Origin of the sequence: Salegentibacter sp. T436 (assembly GCF_001932675.1) — a bacterium.
GTDB classification, from domain to species: Bacteria; Bacteroidota; Bacteroidia; order Flavobacteriales; family Flavobacteriaceae; genus Salegentibacter; species Salegentibacter agarivorans.
In genome coordinates, this window is record NZ_CP012872.1 from 3,910,363 (window position 1) to 3,930,371 (window position 20,009).

Here is a 20,009-nt window from a genome sequence, read left to right on the forward strand (position 1 = left end):
CCTATCTGTTTACAAAAAGTAAATTTAGAGTGATAAAATTTGTTAATCAGATTCTTCAAAAACCTGTAAACAAATAACTTTGTTTACAGAAGTTGAATTCAAAAAAATTTGTCTTTCAAATCTACCTTTAAACTGGAAACAAACCTTTTTGCCTACAAAACCTGAATTCAAAAAAATTTGTCAATTAAATCACGAAATAAACTAGAAATAAATTATTCCATAATTTTAAAAGGATATTAAAATACGGAGAAACAAAGAATATTATAAACAAAAAACCTTGAAAATCCTCCGATTAACAAGGCTTTTAAGTATTTGATCTTGCACTGTGGCCATTTAAACCATATCTGTTCATGGAATTTTAAAAACACCATAACTTTCATTACGCCCATTTTTCAATGTACAAAAGCCTTAAGAACAGGATTGGTTTAATACCTACTATCAGATTTCGTTTAATCTATAATTAAACATTAGGTTTCCAATTCCTAAGCTTTCTGCTGAGTTCAGACATATCTTGACTTAATTTATCTTCAAGAACTCGCGCATATATTTGGGTTGTTGCTATTTTCGTATGCCCCAAAAGTTTAGAGACAGTTTCTATAGGTACTCCATTGGAAAGCGTAACAGTAGTAGCAAAAGTATGTCTGGCCATATGGAAGGTTAAATTCTTCTTGATATCACAGAGATCAGCGACTTCTTTTAAATAAAGATTAACCTTAACATTGGTTATAACTGGCAAAAGACTTTGGCTTATTTCTGTCATTGGATGATCCTCATACTTTTCGAGTATCTCTAGAGCTTTATCCAGTAAAGGTATCTTAACTTTGGCTTTAGTCTTATTTCTTGAAGTGAAAAGCCATTTCTGGCCGTCCAGACCATTCCTAACATTATCCTTGGTTAAATCATTCATATCTGTAAAACTGATTCCTGTATAACAGCTAAAAACAAATAAATCCCTCACCCTATCCAAACGGTCATTATGAAAATTAAAATCCTCGATTTGTTTTAACTCACTAAGATTTAGAAAGTCTCGTTCCTTTTTTTGAAAAGTAGGTTTCCAGCGTATAAACGGATCCTTTTCAACCCATTCCAAATGAAAAGCAAGAGTTACTATTTTACGAAGTCTCTGTAAATGCTTCATTACCGTGTTATGACTCATGGCGTTCACATGGCCTTTTGGCCAGTAGTTAAAAAGGAAATTCGCAAAGTCATTGATAAACTTATAATTAAGTTCGTTCAGATAAATAGTGGTCGTCTTAAGTTCTTCGTTTAAGAATTTAAGAACATATTTCTCTGTAACACCGAAATTACGGATGGTTCCTTTGGTAAGCGTTTTCTCAATCTTTTGTTTGTGATACTCTAAAATATCTAACAAGGTTTTATCTCTAGGCCCTTCCCCTAAAAAATTTGATTTAAGAAGGTCTGCGGTTACTTTTTTATTCTGGAACCTTAAGTCCTGGTAATTCTGGAAAATCTTTGTTCTGGTCTCCGAAATGAGATTATTAGCCTCCCTAGCTTGTTTAGAATTACCATCGACACGTTGTGTCGAAGGATCCCAAAGATCGAATGGAACTTTAGATTTTAAACTAATGTTTACTCTACGGCTATCTAGAGAAATTCGAACGTAGAGATTGGCTTGATTGTTTTTCACTCTGGAAGCATACACCCAGAATAAGATGGAAAATGTTTTAGAAGTACGCATAGGTATCGTCTTTAAATTAATATTCAGTTAAAAGACGAAAGTCAAATCCACAAAAAAATTTAAGCTACTGGTAATCAAACTGTCAACATGTTGACAGGATAAATTTTTATGTTGACGATTTGTTAGATATTAAATATAATAAAAGTCTTTCTAACAAAACCCCTAAAAAACATAAAACCCTGTAAATCATAGCATTTACAGGGTTTTGATATCATTTGAATTCTCTGAAAGTGACCTTGCCAGGATTCAAACCTAACTTGCGCATCTAAGGTCTGGAAGTAGTTCCGGCGATTTAAAATTTCAAGGTAACCTTTTAGGTATCCTTAATTTTGAACTTATTTCTGATATTTTGACTTCAATTATATAAAAATACAAGAAAATTTGAAACTTAATACAAATCCAAATTATTCAGAAAACAATTTAATATTATATCCATCCCTAAGTTCCCTATTTCTGGGAATAGAGTAAGCTAAAAGATATTATTAAATTTAAAGCGCGTAATTTATTTTTAAAATCTCTCTTTTATCGAAATTTTAAAAATTATAAAATCCATAAGTTTCCTTCGCATTAGTATAAAATATCTTTTTTACTACTGATTTTGGAAGGTTAAGACCTACAAATTCCCCTTGAAATTCAGGAGTACTCAAAGTTTTTCTTGTGGCAAAGAAATCGTAGTGAAAATTCCATAAATGTTCAAACCTTGCTGCTATTTCCTCAGCCGGTATGATCCCGTCGTCTATTACATCGGTTCCATATATAATCCTATCCTGGTACTTTATAAAGAAATCCCTTATACCCTTCCAATTTACCTTGGCTTGAAGTTGCAGATGAGAAACCCGACCGGCTACATCGGTTAATGTTTTAGGATACCTATCCAAACGATAAGCCACTTCGTCTATACTCCATTCCATACTAAAAAGATGAAGTCCAACATAAGTTATATCGGGGAATTTATCAAGCATTTGGTCCCTAGCTCGCATATGATCTTCGTAAGACGGATGTTTTTCTTTAAGAAACATATGGTATTCTGGATGTTCTTTAAAATAGTCTCTATCAGAATTTACAGTCATTTTCTCAAGAGGTAACCAACAATTTCTCGGTTCACCCTGATGCCCTAACAGAATTAAATTATTTTCCTGTATATATTCAAAAATAGGATCGAATATAGGGGCGTCTATCATCACAAAATCCTTGTCTTTTTGATGGTAATCGAAACCTACATCTTTCCATATCTTCACCCCTAAGGCACCATTCTCCAACCCACGTTTTATTTGGCAAATCGCATCATCAACAAAATGTGATGATCCCCATTTTTTAAAATTGAAAGTCGTAAAATATTTAATTCTCCCAGGATATTTTTTTTGATATTCCAAAATTATTTTTTCCTGTTCTACAATCTCATCAAAAAAAGGAATATTGGTATTTATGGAAAGAAAGCCAGCATTGTATTCCATCATTTTTTCCATCTTTTCGGAGGAATGTGTGTTTAAATGTACATGTGCATCTATGAATTTTGAAATCATAATATTGGCTTTTAATTATTGTCCTTTTTTCTTTCCAATTAAGATTTTCATACCCTTAAATTTGCCTAAAGTTTTAAATTTCAAAAATATCACATCGACGTGCTGATAGACTTTCTTCACCTTCACTTCATTTTTTTTCTTTCTCTACTAATGGTTCTGAAGATCCAGGGTTTTCAAAAATGTGATTTGCATATTGTAATTCAAGAGCATCATACCTTTTTTTTAGAATAAAAACTCTTCTTTTAAAATCATCCCAATCTTTTTTATCTTTAGGAGTCCAGACAACTTCAGCTAGAGCACTCATACGGGGAAGGATCATATATTCTGCATATTGCGGTGTACTGATGTACTCTGTCCATAGGTTACCCTGAGCTCCTATTACATGTTGTGCTTCCTCCTGGGAAAGTTCTTTAGGTGTAGGGTCATAAGAATATACCTTTTCTACCGAAATATCCCCCCAAATGGCCAACGGTTCATCTTGGGGATCAGCTTGATAATAATCAAAATAAAGGTGAGTATTAGGTGTCATGATTACATCATTGCCTTGTTTGGCTGCCGCAATTCCACCTTGTATTCCACGCCAGGACATTACAGTGGCATTAGTAGCGAGACCTCCTTCCAGAATTTCATCAAAGCCAATTAAATGTCTTCCGTTGTCGTTAAGGAATTTTTCGATACGTTGAATGAAATAACTTTGTAATTCATCTTCATCTTCCAGTCCTTCCCTTTTGATAACCGCTTGTGCCTGTGTGCTTTCTTCCCATTCTTTCTTGGGAACTTCATCCCCTCCAATATGGATATACTTACTTGGAAACAGTTCCATCACCTCAGTTAGCACATTCTCAAGGAACTGGAAAGTTTCTTCTTTTGGAGCGAGGATCTGGTCTTTGATTCCCCATGCAGTTGATACTTCGTAGGGACCTGTATCATTTCCTAATTCAGGGTATGCAGCCAAGGCAGCTGTTGAATGACCGGGCATTCCTATTTCCGGAATAACCACAATATGTCTTTTCTCAGCATACGTGACGACCTCTTTTACTTCTTCCTGTGTGTAAAATCCACCGTGTTCCTCTCCATCTCCTATATAAGGATCTAAGTTTTTCTCCAAGACAGTTTCTTTACGAACAGACCCTATTTCAGTTAATTTCGGATACTTCATGATTTCTATTCTCCAACCGTGGTCATTAGTTAAATGCCAATGGAATGTGTTCATTTTGTGTAAAGCAATAAGATCGATAAACTTTTTTACAAACTCTACAGGAAAGAAATACCTGCTAACATCCAGCATCATTCCACGGTACGCATAGCGTGGCTCATCCTGAATTCGTACAGCGGGAATGGCCAATTCAGCAACCGAGGAATCTTCAATTTCTGCAGGCATTAATTGCCTCAGACTTTGAATACCATAGAAAATTCCCTTTGCAGTTTTAGCTGAAATTTCAATTTTATCATATTCTACCCTTAAATAGTAATACTCATCATTTTTAGCATCATCATCCAGGGAGAGATAAATTCCTCTTTGATTTTCTTTCGAATTTTTTTCAATAGAAATTTCTTCTCCCGTGCCGGTTCTCAGCATATCCGAAAGAAAAGAAGCTTCTTGTCTTAATTCCTCAGAAGCAAAAATGCGGGTATTTTCGTCGACAAAGAACCTTCCGTTCGCTATTTCCATGAAAGCAGGCTTTGGAATGATAGGATAATCAGATTCAGAATTTTCAGTAGTAGCGTATTCTTCATAAGATTTTTCTTCACACGAAGTGAATACAGCCAAGAGAAAAATTAAGGATATTACTTTTCTCATCATTAAAGTTTATATTATAAATTATTATTTTTCTCCTTTGATTTGAATTAATCAAAAAGTATATGTACCTGTATTATTATGGAAAATTTTTGCTACCACTTCCTTTAGATCGATTCTGAATTTTGTTGTCATAAAAGTATATTGACACATGAACTGTAATTGTTCAAACAGTTAGCATTAGTTCATACCCTAGCTTTAAGAAAACAAAATATGGCATGAATGCTTAAAAAATCCATACAGGTAAATCTAAAAGAGTTTCCTCCTAATTAACAACAGTTCTAGCATCCGCGGCTAGTACAACATTCAGAATTCTATGTTAACCTTTTAAATTTTTAAACATCTTCCCATCTAATTGAAAAGAATTCATATATCCTACAATCTCCTTATAAAGCCTTAGCGTATTAATAAGAATAGTTTGCTATTCCAATACCCACTTCTATCAATTAACCTAAAATTATTATTATTCTACAAAATGACAGTCAAACTTACTTGACGGTATAATTATTTTAGGTTTTATTCTTGGATCCCATCAAAAGTTCTTTCCCATAGTGGTCTATAATACGGTTATATGCTTCGGAAGCTGCCCCATTTCCCCAGTCATAAATTGTAAATTCTCCTATTCCTATACCATCTTTGCTAGTTGTTCCATTATGACCGTAGTTTTCCATCATAAAACCGTAGTCTTCTTTTCCGAAAAAATGATATCGTGCTTCCCATTGGTTTTGAGTGATCTCATTTTCCGGGCAATACATCATGGAAAATGAAGCTTTTAAGGCTGCTATACCTCTTTCTGTATATTCCTCTTCATTTAAAATATCCCCATATTCCAAAATTAATTCAGAAAATAAACTTTGTCGGGAATCATTCCATTCAGCATCTGCATTCATTACTCCAAATCCACCTAATACAGGAACATACATAAAAGGAGGTTGCCAGGTGGCTTGTGTCATAAGGAGTTCATCAAGTGTACGCTGCCCATATTCTAAATATTTCCGATCTACTGTAACTTTATAACTTTTTAGAAGTGCTTGGGCAGTCCAATAAATAGAAAAATTATTCTGCTTATACATATTATTTCTTTCAACTTTTTGGTTAACGAGATCTTCAGACCCGTAACGACTGCAAGACCAATAAGTTTCGAAATCCTCCCATCTTCCCGAGGGAATAATCTCTTCTATAATTGCCTCCATGGCTTTCAAGGCGGATTTCTTGTATTTTTCCTCTCCCGTAATCTCAAATAATTTTAATAGAAATGTAACTGACATAGAAGTTTCAGGAGATTGGTTAAGATGCTGCATAGGTTTCAAGGAATTTACATCAAGCCATCCAGGAAAAAAGCCTTTATCATCCTGCTTCTTTAATAAACCTTCGGCATATTTTTTAGCGTAATTGAGTAAACGCTGGTCTTTTTCTAATTCCTCAAACCAACAAAGCATTAGGTAGGCTGTGAAACTCATATCCAAAATATGAAATGGTGATTCCTCGGGAGATCCAGTGTAAGGGTTACGGTTAGAATTTCCAAAATAAACTTTTCTCCAAGGTTCCCCAGTTTCAAATTTACCTACTGGCCCTACGACACTGTAAAAGAATCCTTCTTTTTGAGGGAATGAAAGCGCAAGTTCTTTAGTTTTCAAAGCATACTGTAGAAGCTCGTCATCTCCAGTTCGTCGAGCATATCTATAAAGGCCAGAAGCTGACCTTAATGAGCTAAACCAGGCTTGATTCCAGATAGAAACAAATTCCCTTTCTGAAGACTCTCCTGGAAAATTGGGACTTTTTGTCACATTAACGATGAAAATAGGAGCACCCACTTCTTTTCCCTTGTCATTTTCAAAATATTGCCAAACTTCATCTTTCCAGTTATGAAACGCCCAGTTATAAGTATGTTTTACATAGGGTTCCATATCGTCCTGAGACAAAGGTTCTCCTTTCTCATAAAGTTTGTTTCCCCAGTTTTCCCAGAAGAACTTGTTTAGACCCCTCCATGGATTATCAATTCCTTCTTGCTTTTCCTGAGTCATTATATAAAATCCAAATACCAATTTACCCGGAGTGTAAAAAGCTCCGGATTCCCGGGTATATAAAACGTGCTCCTTTATTCTTGACTGGCTTAATCCTAATATAAGTTCATTTTCAGGTGCATTCAAGTCCATATACCATTCCCCTGGAAATTCTTTATCTAATAAATCTATATCTGGCACAATGCTAAGTTGTTTAGTATCTGAAGCTACAACTAAAGCAGGTGACCTAAAAACGTGTTGTGGAATTATGTGATCACCTGTTGGAGTTAAATGCGGAGACCAGTGAAAATTAGGTTCGAATTCAGGCTTGATCTTTAGTCGCCAATCATCTTGAAAAATCGTATCTTCTATATTCCAAGATAGAGTCACCCGGGTTATATTTTCATCTACGGTTTGATATTCAACATTTGGCTCTACTTTTCCCAAAGACTCATATTCAATTGCCTCTATAAACTCATTTACCTGCTCAGGATAGTCATATTTATCCTCTTTACAGCTAAAAATGAATAAAAAACATACTATGAATAGAATACATTCTAGATTTAAACTATTTCTCATATTTAAATAATCTCGGTTAATACTGGTTACAAACCCGTAACTTTTACTTCCGACAACTTTTATTCTTATTCCAGCAAACTTAAAACTGCTTTTCTAATCTTATCTTTATTATTTGGTAAAAACGAATATCACCTCTATAGAATTCAGAGTATTAATTAAGTAGGTTACCACAAATTGAAAAATAGTTAAGGTTATTGGTATAAACTACTATTATATCGTTTTAAGGTATAGACTGATGGTCCATATCACGTATTCTATACCAATCTACCATCTTGTCCTTTATGGGTAGATTAAAACTTAGTTTGGTAGGCTCTCTTTGATACCAATAAGCTGTTGAGGAAAATTTAAACTCACTTGCATAATCACGAGGATTAATAAAAGTCATTTCAAGATTCTTCTTAAAATATACCGCATCACTCTCATGAAAACGGTACATCGAAATCATTGATCTTAAAGGGTCCTTCAGAGGAACTCCATGTAATGGACCATTAAATTCTCCATCCCTAAAATACCACCCTCCATTAAAGTAATCTTCTAAACCTGTTCCTGTAAAAGTCGGAGAACTTCTATCAAGAGTATCAATGTAGAAATATTCTGGTGATTCCAGAAAGCCTAAATAATTCATCTGTTTTGCCTGCATTGAGATACAGCAACCAACAAAATGGCCATAGCCTGAAGTTTTAAGAATTGTCATAGGCTCTTGGCCAGGGTTAGTCCCTGAATTATACTGGCAATGAAATCTACCGGCATCCTTTGGCAATTTTTTTAATGCGGTATAATTTGCAGCCAGAAACACATCAGTCTTTAAATCTTCATGACAATTCTCAACCTCTATCCGTATTTTCTCAAAAGGCATTGAAAAATAACTATAAAAGCCACCGCTTGACATTCCAAGGTATTTAGACAAGTAGTGTTTATACTCACAATGGCCAATTCCAAAAAAGTCTCCCATTGGAGCCTCCACTGACGGAAAATTCTCACCATCCCAGTATATTCTCAGAATCAATTTCTTAAGTATAGTTGGATCAACCTTACTCTGTGGATCCCAGCTAGGAAAAAACCAACCTGGAAAGGTTATCCATAACCTAGTTAATATACCGGGTTTATCATAATTGACTAAAGTAAGCCTTTCTCCTGGTTCAATTGTGGGCGCTTTCACCTTAGTATCAAGATCAAAAGTATTAAACTGGCCGGATATTTGGTCTTTTAATGTATATAACTCTGAATTAGTGTTGAACTCATTTTTGTTCATAATTCCAGCAAAGTTATTTGAGTTGTAATTAGGTATTGCTAAAGCTGCTAAGGAGCCAGTGGCTAAGATAGCTTCTCGTCTGCCCATTGGATTTCCTGAATTGCTTTTATTTAATCTTTTTTTTTTCATAATAAAGTCCTTAATGATTATCGTTGACCTTTAAGTATTTAGATATTATAGTGCTTCTTTCATTTACAAGTATCCTTTTTTTAAAAAATTGCCATTTTAATAAATGTAGAATTATCTAAATGAAAAGGACCTTGTTTAAATCAATGAGCCCAGATTCATCCATAAAATATTAGATTCAATAGACTTAATTATCGGTTTAATAAAATCGCTTTAGTTTGATCCTAGAGAGTAACCCTAACAAGCTGTCAAACATTCTAAGCACTATTGGCATAATTCACTTCATTTCATTACACTTATTGATTTCCATCCTTTTTATAAAATCGTTAAGGAAATTTCGACACATTTTTAATCATTATCACTTCATTTTTAGAAATTCTACTGATTTAACTCCTCCATTCTTTGTAGACCTTTTCTTTGTATTTTGAAAAAATTCATCCAGATGAATTTCGTACATATTCTAAAGGTTCACTGTCTCTCCGAGAGAATAACGCAAGTCAGATTCGTATGGTTCAGAGGTCTCTACACTTGCTAATACTTTAACAGTGAAGCTGTAATTTCTAGATTCATCATACGGTGTGTAGGTATAAGTTTCTGGCGCACTATCTATAACGATGTCGCCTCCCTCTCTTCTTCCATCTATTTTTACCTGGATATGAACCGAAACGGGTTCAATGACATCTTCAGGATAATCTGAAGGAAGGTCCCAATTAAGAACAATAATTTCTTCCTCACCATCTCTAATATTTGCTTGCAGATTAGTTACGGGATTAATGGACTCTCCAGGTTTAGATTCTATTGGAGAATCATCGTAGCAACCACAAAAAAATATAAGAGAGCAAACGGTAATATAGAAAACTATTTTTTTCATAATATTTAATGTTTAAATTAATAACCAGGGTTTTGTACGTATACACCCTGTGACCAATTCATTTGTTCTTGAGGAATAGGCAAATATTCATCTCTTCCAGAGGTGAATCGACCTACTTCAAGCCATGGACGTCGTTGACTTTCTTCTTCAAAATATTCATTCATGACTTCCTCTGCAATTCCCCAACGTACCAAGTCGAAAAATCGACGACCTTCCATGGCCAATTCCAGTCTATTTTCCCAAACCAATGCATCCCAGGCCGTTTCAGCATTCCAATTAATATTAACACCATCCACATAGGGCTCTACGCGATAATGGGCCGGAAAACTTCCATCAGGCAATTTCAATTTTTCTACACTATTTGAAGCTCTTTCCCTAAGTTCATTTATAATGGGCAGGGCATCTTGATGTTGCCCGAGCTGAATAAGTATTTCAGATTTCCACAGAAGAACTTCAGCATAGCGTATTTCAATTTGATTTTTGGAATTAAACATCCAGAACTCATCCCATAATCCTGGGCTATCTGTGCGAACATTTTCTTTCATAGAATTCATATAGCCATAAATTCCAGGATCTCTCGATGCAGTACTATCAAAGGGTATTTCCTGATATTTCCAGGGAAACCCAGGAATAGCTACTGTATGCCCTAGTCTGGGATCAAAAGAATTATTATCGAAATACTCTTCATAATTCCCCTCTAATTCTGATTCGTTAAAGTCTTCAAACCTAGGGATTCCATTTTCATCCACCTGAAAAGCATTCACTATATTATAAGAAGCTTTATGAAAATCACAACAACTAAAATATGGATTCCACCAAGGAGCAGTGAGGCCATTCCCTTCATTGAGGTTCCCCCGAGGAGTACCATCGTCAATAGTAAACTGCAATTCCCAAATTGATTCAGGGGAAGCGTTGTCATACTCTAACATGAAATTATGAGCAAAATCGGAGGATAGGTTATAAATTCCACTTTCAATTATATCATTAATATGAATTAATGCCTCAGAAAGTTTTTCAGTATCAACCCCTGTCACCTGATGGTTTTCATCTTGAGGATAAGCCATCCATAGCAAGGTTTTGGCTAAATATGCTTTTGCTGCAAATTGATTAGCTCTCCCTACCTCCTCCTGTGTAGGAGGTAGATTTTCTGCAGCAAATTGAAAGTCCTCAGCAATTTTTTCCCAAAGCGGTAAATCGTTTGGCATATTCTCTGAGCGATTAGAAATTTGAGGAATTTCTTCTGCGGTAGCAGATTCATCAATATAAGGTATCCATTTCCAACGTCGTTTCATCTTGAAATGGATCCAACCCCTTATAAACCGCATTTCAGCCAGCCGCTCTTGTTTTTGGGGGTATTGTTCTTCATCAACATTTTGAATCGCCCTAATTGCAGTATTAGTTCGGGAAATCCCCTGATATGCTCGATACCAAGCATTATCATTATTCCCCACACTAGCATTGACAAGAGTAAAAACTTCCATTTGATACCAGGGTGTTTGGTCATTTAACCCCCCTCCACCTTTATAAGCATCATCTGATCTCAAACTGGCAATAAAAGGATTATAAGTTTCAAAAGCATGAGATCGAGGCATAAAAGCATAAGCTGCAGTTACAAACCCATCGAGCTGTTCCGGTTTCTGAAGTTGATCCTCTGTAAGAACAGCCTTAGGATTTACCTCTAAAAAATCCTTTTCACAACTGGTCAAAGAAATCACCAGAAAAACCAAAAATATATTAATTTTTAAATTATTCATTGTTTTCAAAATTTAATTAAATGATACATTAATACCTGCTATAAAAATTTGGGGTCGAACATAAGCCCCAGAAGAAGGACTCTCCGGATCAATTCCTGTATAAGCGTCATCTCCCCACCATTTGCTGATGTTTATAATATTTTGAGCATTAACATAGAACCGGGCATTTTGGAACCCAATAGTTGACAAAACATTTTCTGGAAGAGAATATCCTACTTCTATTTGCCGCATTTTTAGATATGAGCCAGATTCCAAAAAATAGGTAGAACTTCTTAGTTCATCGTTAGGATTAATTAATGATAATGCAGGAATATCAGAGTCCGGATTGGCCGGGGACCAGGCATTTAAAATTCGAGTTGGATGGTTCAGACCTTTCTGAACATGTACATTCCAAAAATCGCTGTAAGTTTTCCAATCATTCCACACTGTATTCCCTGCTATTCCCTGCCAAAACATTGAAAAATCGAAATTTTTATATTTTGCTTCGAAATTGATTCCATACTCAAAATCGGGATCACTTACCCCTAACCAGGTACGATCATGTTCCCATGTAATACGCCCATCATTATTCAAATCCCGATATCTAATTCTTCCTAAACCTTTTCCAGGTTGAAAGGGAGAATTATCCACTTGATCCTGAGTGGTAAATAGCCCATCTGCTATAAAACCATAATGTGAATTCCTGGGTCTACCAAGAATATCGTCATCTAAACCATTTCCTCCGAAGGTATATTTTACAGACTCTGGCAAATCATCGATTTTATTTCTATAGGTACTAATATTTCCGGTTATTGAATAAGAAAAATCATCTCCTCCATTTCCAAAATAGGAGACGATAAGTTCAGCACCTTTATTGGTCATATTTGCCGCATTTATCCATTGTTGTCCACCCTCTCCAATTGCTGCAATGTATGGGGGCTCATATAGCATACCATCAGTATATTTATGAAAATAATCAAAAGAACCAGCCAAAGCACCATCCAAAAATCCGAAATCAACCCCTATATTTGTCTGACTAGTCGCCTCCCATTTAAGATTAGGGTTTCCCGTACGTATTCGGCGATACCCAGAATACAAGCGACCTGTTTCGTTCCCTGCTAGTCCATAACTTGTCCCATGCAGTCCCGAATGGTATGCAGCATCATAATTATTTACTAGTGCATTAGTAGGAATATTAGAATTTCCATTCATCCCCCAACTTGCCCTTAATTTCAAATTTTGAATAAGGTCGCTGTCCTTAAGGAAATTTTCTTCACTTATCCTCCATCCTGCAGAAGCTGCTGGAAAAAATCCATATTGATGCTTTTCTCCGAATTTAGATGATCCATCATACCTTATAGTGGCCGACAATAAATACTTTTCATCAAAAACATAATTAAATTTTGAAAAATAAGAGAGTAAAGTCCATTCATCTCCACCGCCATAAACTTCTTGTGTCCCTGTGGCGGCGTCTAAATAACCATAGTCATAGTTTTCAACTTCAATATCACGTCTGAATCCTCTTAAATCGCTAAAATTATATTTTACCGCCTCCATGCCTGCAACTGCATTCAGATGATGTTTACCCTTCTCTAACTGGTAATTTAAAGTATTAGTAAAGGTTGTGGTTATGTTCTGGTTCCAACCAGTGTTAACCCCATTATTGATATCCTGTCTACCACCACCTTCTTCCCAAGTAAAATCTATGTGTCGAAAATTACCAGTACTATACTCTACACCCAATGAAGTTCTGAAATTAAGATTATTTAATAATTTCAAATCGGCAAAGATGTTTCCTACAATAGTATAATGTTTGTTATCATTATCTTTATCCATTGTTAATTGTCTAATTGGATTCCAGTAATCATCCATACCTAGAGGCATTGCGGTCCCACCCCACCCACCGTCGGTAGTATGAACCGGAATAATTGATGGCATCCGAACAAGTTCATTTGTACGACTTTGATTATTAACATTCATATGAGATAATGAAACATTCTCACCTATAGTTAAACGATCATTAAAAACTTGGTATTCCGAATTAAACCGAAGAGTATATCTCCGAAACCAGGAATGAATTTGGGTCCCCTGATTTTCATAATAATTAAGAGATAACATACTTTTCGATTTCTCTGACCCCCCGGTCATGGTAAGATTATGATTATTCTGTAAACCTAATCGAGTTCCTTCCTCGAACCAATCTGTATCAGCGGAAGGCATAGTTTGCTCATCATTAAGCCATTCAATAGGGGATGCATTATCCAAAACGGGATTACCATTTTCATTTACATGCCAATCATAATTATAAATTTGAGTCATTGCATTGGGATCACTGCCATCATTCACAGCAGCTTGCCAAAAAGCCTCTCCATACTGCTGTGTATTTAACATTTCAACTCGATTCATAAAACTCGAAATACCCATAGAACCTCTATATTCGATTTTTACTTCTCCGGCTTTTCCTTTTTTGGTTTCTATTAAAATCACACCGCTAGCAGCCCTTGACCCATAAATGCTTGCAGAAGCGGCATCCTTTAAAACTTGTATTGACGCAATATCATTAGGATTGATATCATTTAGATTCACATTTGTAGGCAGACCATCTATGACAATCAGAGGAGGAGCTGACCTTAATGATGTTAAACCACGTATTTGAATATTTGTACCACCTGCAGGACTACCATCCCCGGTTACAGTCACACCAGGCAACCTTCCTTGAAGTCCTTGCATAACATTCGAATAAACATTTTTTTCAATTTCATCTGTTGAAACAGTAGCCACAGCACCTGTAAGGTCGGCTTTTCTCTGTCGCATATACCCTGTCACTAAGACTTCATCTAAAGCAGCAACATCCTCTTCCATGATAATTCGTAAGTTAGTGTTCTCTCCTACCTCTACTTCTTGCGTCCTATATCCCATAAAAGAAATCACCAGAACATCATTTTCAGATGCTTCTATAGAAAATTCCCCGTCAAAATCAGTAACTACCCCTGTATTAGTACCTTTTATTTTTACTGTAATTCCGGGAATAGGCATTTCATTCTCATCTATAACAATACCATATATTGTTTGTTGGTTTTCGATAATATTCTTTTCATTAACAGACTTTGAAATAGGAGAAGCGAAAGCCGGTAAAGTAGTATACACTGCGACTAGACAAATTAACAAACTTATCCTTTTTCTATTCCTTTGTTTCCAATTAAAACAAAGCTGTGTTGATTTATTCATTTCCATTCAAGTTTTAAATTAGGTGGTTAGCATAAAATTGAAGATTTATTAAGTCATTTAATCGATTAAACAATCACTCAAAAAAATATTTTAACTTTTGTTTGAGACTAATTTAGGATAATATTTCAGAATGGCCAAGTTAATCGATTAAAATTTATCATTTTAATCATTTTTTTGGTTAACTTAAAGGAAATCTAGTTAAACCTTATTTATATTACAACGTTCTCTCTTATTTATTCTTCAACATATAATTATTCAAAGAAAGGATTAACTACTAAATGAATGAAAATTATCGATTCTTTCATGTTTTAATATCTAACTTTGATTTTCACCCTTTTCTCTATACTTCCTTTTAATTATCTTTTCAGCTGCTTTTAAAATAACCTCTGAATTTAAACCGTATTTTTCAAATAATTGTTCCGGGGTGCCGCTTTCTCCAAAAGTATCCTGGGTAGCCACAAATTCTTGTGGGGCAGGATTATTTTCGGCTAAAGTACGGGCAACGCTTTCTCCAAGTCCGCCAAGGAAGTTGTGTTCTTCTGCCGTTACCACACATCCGGTTTTCTTAACCGATTTGATAATGGCTTTTGCGTCTAATGGCTTTATGGTGTGGATATTGATCACATCAGCACTGATTCCTTTTTCTGAAAGTTTTTGAGCTGCCTGAATAGCTTCCCACACCAAATGACCGGTAGCGATGATAGTTACATCTTCCCCTTCATAAAGTTGAACCGCTTTCCCAATCTCGAATTTCTGGTCTTCCGCAGTGAAATTAGCCACTTTAGGTCTTCCAAAACGAAGATAAACCGGGCCGTCGTGTTCGGCAATAGCTAAAGTTGCAGCTTTGGTTTGGTTAAAATCGCAGGTATTAATTACCGTCATTCCCGGTAACATTTTCATAAGACCAATGTCTTCAAGAATTTGGTGGGTTGCTCCGTCTTCCCCTAAAGTCACTCCCGAGTGAGAAGCACAAATCTTTACGTTTTTTCCTGAATAGGCGATAGATTGACGAATTTGGTCGTAAACCCTTCCTGTAGCAAAATTGGCGAAAGTTCCTGCAAATGGAATTTTTCCGCCAATGGTAAGTCCGGCGGCCATTCCCATCATATTGGCCTCTGCAATTCCTACCTGGAAGAAACGCTCCGGATTTTCATCAATAAAATCTTGCATCTTAAGCGATCCTACAAGGTCGGCACAAAGGGCCACTACGTTAGGGTTCGTTCGGCCAAGCTCTGTAAGACCCGCGCCAAAACCTGAACGGGTATCTTTTTTTCCTGTATCTGTATATGTTTTCATTCTAAATTTCTTTGTCATTTCCGTGGAGACGGAAATCTATATTGTTTTAATTTCTACTTTTTTAGAAATCTATTTTAATAATCTCCTAAAGTTTCCGGGTTTTGAGAAAGCGCTTTCTCTAACTGTTCGTCATCAGGCGCTTTTCCGTGCCAGGCGTGGGTGTGCATCATAAAATCTACACCATTACCCATTTCCGTTGTCATTAGTACTCAAACCGGTTTTCCTTTTCCGGTACGGGATTTGGCTTCAGTTAATCCATCAATTACCTGTTGCATATCGTTACCATCTTCAATCTCCATTACATCCCAACCAAAAGCTTCAAATTTAGCTTTCAGGTTACCCATTGGTAAAACGGTTTCTGTACTTCCGTCTATTTGCTGGCCATTTACGTCTACCGTTGAAATAATATTATCAACTTTATTTCCGGCAGCATACATAATGGCTTCCCAGTTTTGCCCTTCCTGTAATTCACCATCTCCGTGAAGCGAAAATACTAAATGGCTATCCTTATTCAGTTTTTTAGCCTGAGCAGCTCCAAGAGCAACCGACATTCCCTGGCCCAGTGATCCTGAGGCAACACGAATACCCGGCAGGCCTTCGTGCGTTGTAGGGTGACCCTGTAACCTGGAATCTATAAGTCGGAAAGTATTTAATTCATCTACAGGAAAATAACCACTACGAGCTAAAACGCTGTAGAAAACCGGTGAAATATGGCCGTTAGAAAGGAAGAATAAATCTTCGTCTTTTCCATCCATATTAAATTCTGGGTTGTGTTCCATAATTCCGCCCTGGTACAAAGCGGTGAAAAATTCTGTGCAACCAAGCGAACCTCCCGGATGTCCCGAATTCACTTTGTGAACCTGTCTTAAAATATCCCGGCGAACCTGGGTCGCAAAATCTTCTAATTTTTTAATTTCCATAATCTATACATTAAATGATTTAGCGTCTTCTAAAAATTTCGCAAGTCCGCTATCAGTAAGTGGGTGTTTCAATAAGCCATCTATAGAAGATAGTGGTCCTGTCATAACATCGGCACCAAGTTTAGCACAGTTAATTACGTGCATAGTGTGGCGAATAGACGCTGCAAGAATTTCAGTTTCAAATCCGTAATTATCATAGATAAGTCGGATATCTGCTATCAGGTCTAATCCATCGGTAGAAATATCGTCCAATCTTCCCAGGAAAGGTGAAACATAAGTTGCTCCAGCTTTTGCTGCAAGTAAAGCCTGCCCGGCTGAAAATACTAACGTACAATTGGTTTTTATTCCTTTATCTGAAAAGTATTTTATGGCTTTTACCCCTTCCTTAATCATAGGAACTTTTACAATAATCTGTTTGTGCAATTTCGCAAGTTCTTCCCCTTCGCGTACTATTCCGTCAAAATCTGTTGCTACCACTTCGGCAGAAACATCACCATCTACAATTTCGCAAATATCCAGGTAATGCTGAAGAATATTATCTTTACCGGTAATACCTTCTTTTGCCATTAAAGACGGATTAGTTGTTACTCCATCTAAAACGCCCAGATCCTGTGCTTCTTTAATCTGATCTAAATTTGCTGTATCAATAAAAAATTTCATGTCAAGTTTAGTTTTAATTTCTTAAAAAGAATATTTTAACATTCATTACCTTATGCTTTTTTACACAATTAATTTTTGTTTGAATAGCTATGGATAGTTCTCTGAACCTAAACATCAACCTTTCTCCTCTAAGCCTAAATTTGCAACCCGTTCGAATTATCAATTTATAGATTCAAGGTTTCATTAACAAAAAAACAAAGTCAATATTCTCCCTTTTACAGGTACTTATGGATTTTCTCTCATGCTTAAAAACTTAATATATTCATTCTATTTTCTTCAACTTCAAATAATCCAAACTTAGATTTTTACCACCTTCTTTTTCTCCTTCCCAACTTATTTTTAGGGTTTGCATTCCAGGGGCAAGAGTAACGGTACCTAAAGTTACTTTTTCGGTATGCAGCTTTTCGGAATCTGTATGGAAGTTTAGACTTTGCAAATCTATTTCATTTAGCTGAAACCCAAATTTCCCGCCATTTCCGGATTTTATAATATTGGCTTCAGCTTCATAAGTTCCATCTTTGGGCCATTCGAAAGTTGTTGTAAGTTCATTTTCATTCTCGGGATTCGCATTCCAGATAAGAATTTTATGCCCACTCACTTCTTCAAATAAATCTTCGTGAGCCCAGACTTCAGTTGAAGCCCAACCACCGGTATTTTCTTCAATTTTCACATTTTCACCTTCAACTACGCCATCTTCCCTATACACATCAAATTCGGTTTCGTAACCGTATCGATCCTCCACCCCTACCGGCCCTAAGGGATCATTACCACCGGGTTCCAAATACCAGTAAACAACCGTAGAGTATTGCGTAGGCCATTCATTAGGGAAATATTTTTCTACATAACCGTCAAAAGATTCCTGAAAAGGAATATTATCAATTATATGCCAACGGTTCATAGGCTGATACCCCATATTGTCCTGGTCCAGCGACTGACTATGAAAAGGATGTTCAAATTTCGAAGGATCGCACCAGGCATAGCCAAAATAATCTTCGGTTCCCGTTCCGAAAGTAGAAGGAAATAACTCATCATCTATAAAGAATTTTTCATCGCCCTCTCCCCACCAATGATGGCCAGGACCTCCCAGGCTACAACTACCGCCTTTAGGACTCCAAACATTCAAATGTGTACCCACAAACCGGCCTTTACCTTCGGTTTCCAGCAGCGTCCAATCGGGCCAGCGTTCTTTTTCCAGCGGTTCGAGATCACGGTGCCATTTAGCGTGGAAGCGGGCATATCCATCTGCATTTTTCATAGTTTTATGATCTATTTCCATTGCTAATTGAATAGGCTCCTCATACTCATTGTGAATAATGATTTCAGCTCCTTCAGAAAAAGGCATAAACCAATGACTGTACATCCAGTCTTCAGTCATTCCCATAGTGAAGGTCTTATATTCGTTCCATCCGGGAGAAGTGCCGAAGAAATCCCCTAAAGGCGACCAAACGGAAGCCTCTTCTTCCCCATCCCACTTAATTTGTAAAGTGGTTTTGCGTAAAATCTCAGCTACTTTTGCACTGTCCTTCTCTGCAATAGATGCTTTTAAGGAAGTAATTGCCCCGGCATCTTCAAGTTTTAAAACCTGTTTCTTTTCGCCGGCTTCAAGGGTCTCTTTTATTTCTGAATTTTCTTCGGAAAGTTCCTGAGGATGTTCGCCCATTTTTTCAGCAAAAAAATCATTCACCTCAGCAAGGGCATCTACTCCGTTATCATCTAAATCTGGACTGAATTTTGGAACATTTGTGTTTTCAGGAAAAGTTATATAATTGAAATGATAGTACTGTCCCCACCCCGGTTCAGCCACGATTTTACATGATTCCTGATAAGTTATCGGAATATAATTGTTAAACCCACGGGCATTAGTTTCGTACACAAGCTCTGGAAATTCGAAGGCTGCCACACTGGGCTTAAAATAATCGATAAAACTTAAATCTAATACCGGTTCTTCCTCTCCGTCCATATAAATTTTCACTTTTCCGTCGGCAGGACTAGCCGACCAAATTCGCACAATTGCACCCGGGCCTTCCATTTCAGCGAGAACTTCATTTTCGCCTTCCTTACGAATAAACTGCGGGTTTAATCCATCATCATTAGCTTGCCAATTAATAAATTCTCCTGTTGCTGAATCCACTTTGCTTTGTCGATCATAACTGGACCACATTGCACTTTGCTCTCCTTTTTCAGGAAGTTTGGCCAATGCTTCTAAATCTGTTAAACGGTTTACGATTTCAGGATATGTAAGTTCTTTTTCTTGTTTCCCACAGGAAACAAATAATAATAAAAGAACGATTCCTATTGCTAAGCGTTTGGAAAACATATAT

At 36.3% G+C, this 20,009-nt stretch carries 11 protein-coding genes and 1 pseudogene; all 12 read right to left on the reverse strand.

Translation table 11 applies throughout. The annotated features are described in order from the left end of the window. Window positions 1–460: 460 nt before the first annotated feature. Window positions 461–1,699 carry a site-specific integrase gene (locus tag AO058_RS17505; protein WP_075327710.1) on the reverse strand — a complete coding sequence of 413 codons (1,239 nt, stop codon included), beginning with the start codon at window positions 1,697–1,699 and terminating at the stop codon, window positions 461–463. A 533-nt stretch (window positions 1,700–2,232) separates the two neighbouring features. Then, the gene (locus AO058_RS17510) at window positions 2,233–3,222 is read right to left on the reverse strand and encodes an amidohydrolase family protein (protein WP_075327711.1); all 990 of its coding nucleotides are present in this window, start codon (window positions 3,220–3,222) and stop codon (window positions 2,233–2,235) included. A gap of 127 nt (window positions 3,223–3,349) precedes the next feature. Further along, window positions 3,350–5,026 (reverse strand): beta-N-acetylhexosaminidase, encoded by a 1,677-nt coding sequence (locus tag AO058_RS17515; protein ID WP_156858158.1) that lies wholly within the window; start codon window positions 5,024–5,026, stop codon window positions 3,350–3,352. A 503-nt stretch (window positions 5,027–5,529) separates the two neighbouring features. Then, window positions 5,530–7,602: a hypothetical protein gene (locus AO058_RS17520; RefSeq protein ID WP_075327713.1), complete on the reverse strand. Its 2,073-nt coding sequence runs from the start codon at window positions 7,600–7,602 to the stop codon at window positions 5,530–5,532. A gap of 220 nt (window positions 7,603–7,822) precedes the next feature. Further along, a complete protein-coding gene (locus AO058_RS17525; protein WP_198036120.1) occupies window positions 7,823–8,983 on the reverse strand; it encodes a glycoside hydrolase family 172 protein in 1,161 nt (386 codons plus the stop codon). 457 nt (window positions 8,984–9,440) lie between these two features. Continuing rightward, window positions 9,441–9,851 (reverse strand): DUF4945 domain-containing protein, encoded by a 411-nt coding sequence (locus tag AO058_RS17530; RefSeq protein ID WP_075327715.1) that lies wholly within the window; start codon window positions 9,849–9,851, stop codon window positions 9,441–9,443. A 17-nt stretch (window positions 9,852–9,868) separates the two neighbouring features. Beyond that, window positions 9,869–11,605, reverse strand: coding sequence for a RagB/SusD family nutrient uptake outer membrane protein (locus tag AO058_RS17535; protein ID WP_198036121.1), 1,737 nt, complete (start codon window positions 11,603–11,605; stop codon window positions 9,869–9,871). Window positions 11,606–11,617: 12 nt separating this feature from the next. Continuing rightward, window positions 11,618–14,812: a SusC/RagA family TonB-linked outer membrane protein gene (locus tag AO058_RS17540; RefSeq protein ID WP_198036122.1), complete on the reverse strand. Its 3,195-nt coding sequence runs from the start codon at window positions 14,810–14,812 to the stop codon at window positions 11,618–11,620. A gap of 315 nt (window positions 14,813–15,127) precedes the next feature. Then, window positions 15,128–16,108: a transketolase family protein gene (locus AO058_RS17545; RefSeq protein ID WP_075327718.1), complete on the reverse strand. Its 981-nt coding sequence runs from the start codon at window positions 16,106–16,108 to the stop codon at window positions 15,128–15,130. A gap of 74 nt (window positions 16,109–16,182) precedes the next feature. Next, window positions 16,183–17,028: pseudogene (locus AO058_RS17550) on the reverse strand (transketolase). A gap of 3 nt (window positions 17,029–17,031) precedes the next feature. Further along, complete coding sequence (fsa, locus tag AO058_RS17555; protein WP_075325786.1) at window positions 17,032–17,688, reverse strand: fructose-6-phosphate aldolase; 657 nt, start codon at window positions 17,686–17,688, stop codon at window positions 17,032–17,034. A gap of 262 nt (window positions 17,689–17,950) precedes the next feature. Continuing rightward, on the reverse strand, window positions 17,951–20,005 hold the full coding sequence (locus AO058_RS17560) for a glycoside hydrolase family 172 protein (protein WP_075327719.1): 2,055 nt from the start codon (window positions 20,003–20,005) through the stop codon (window positions 17,951–17,953). Between the last annotated feature and the right edge of the window lie 4 nt (window positions 20,006–20,009).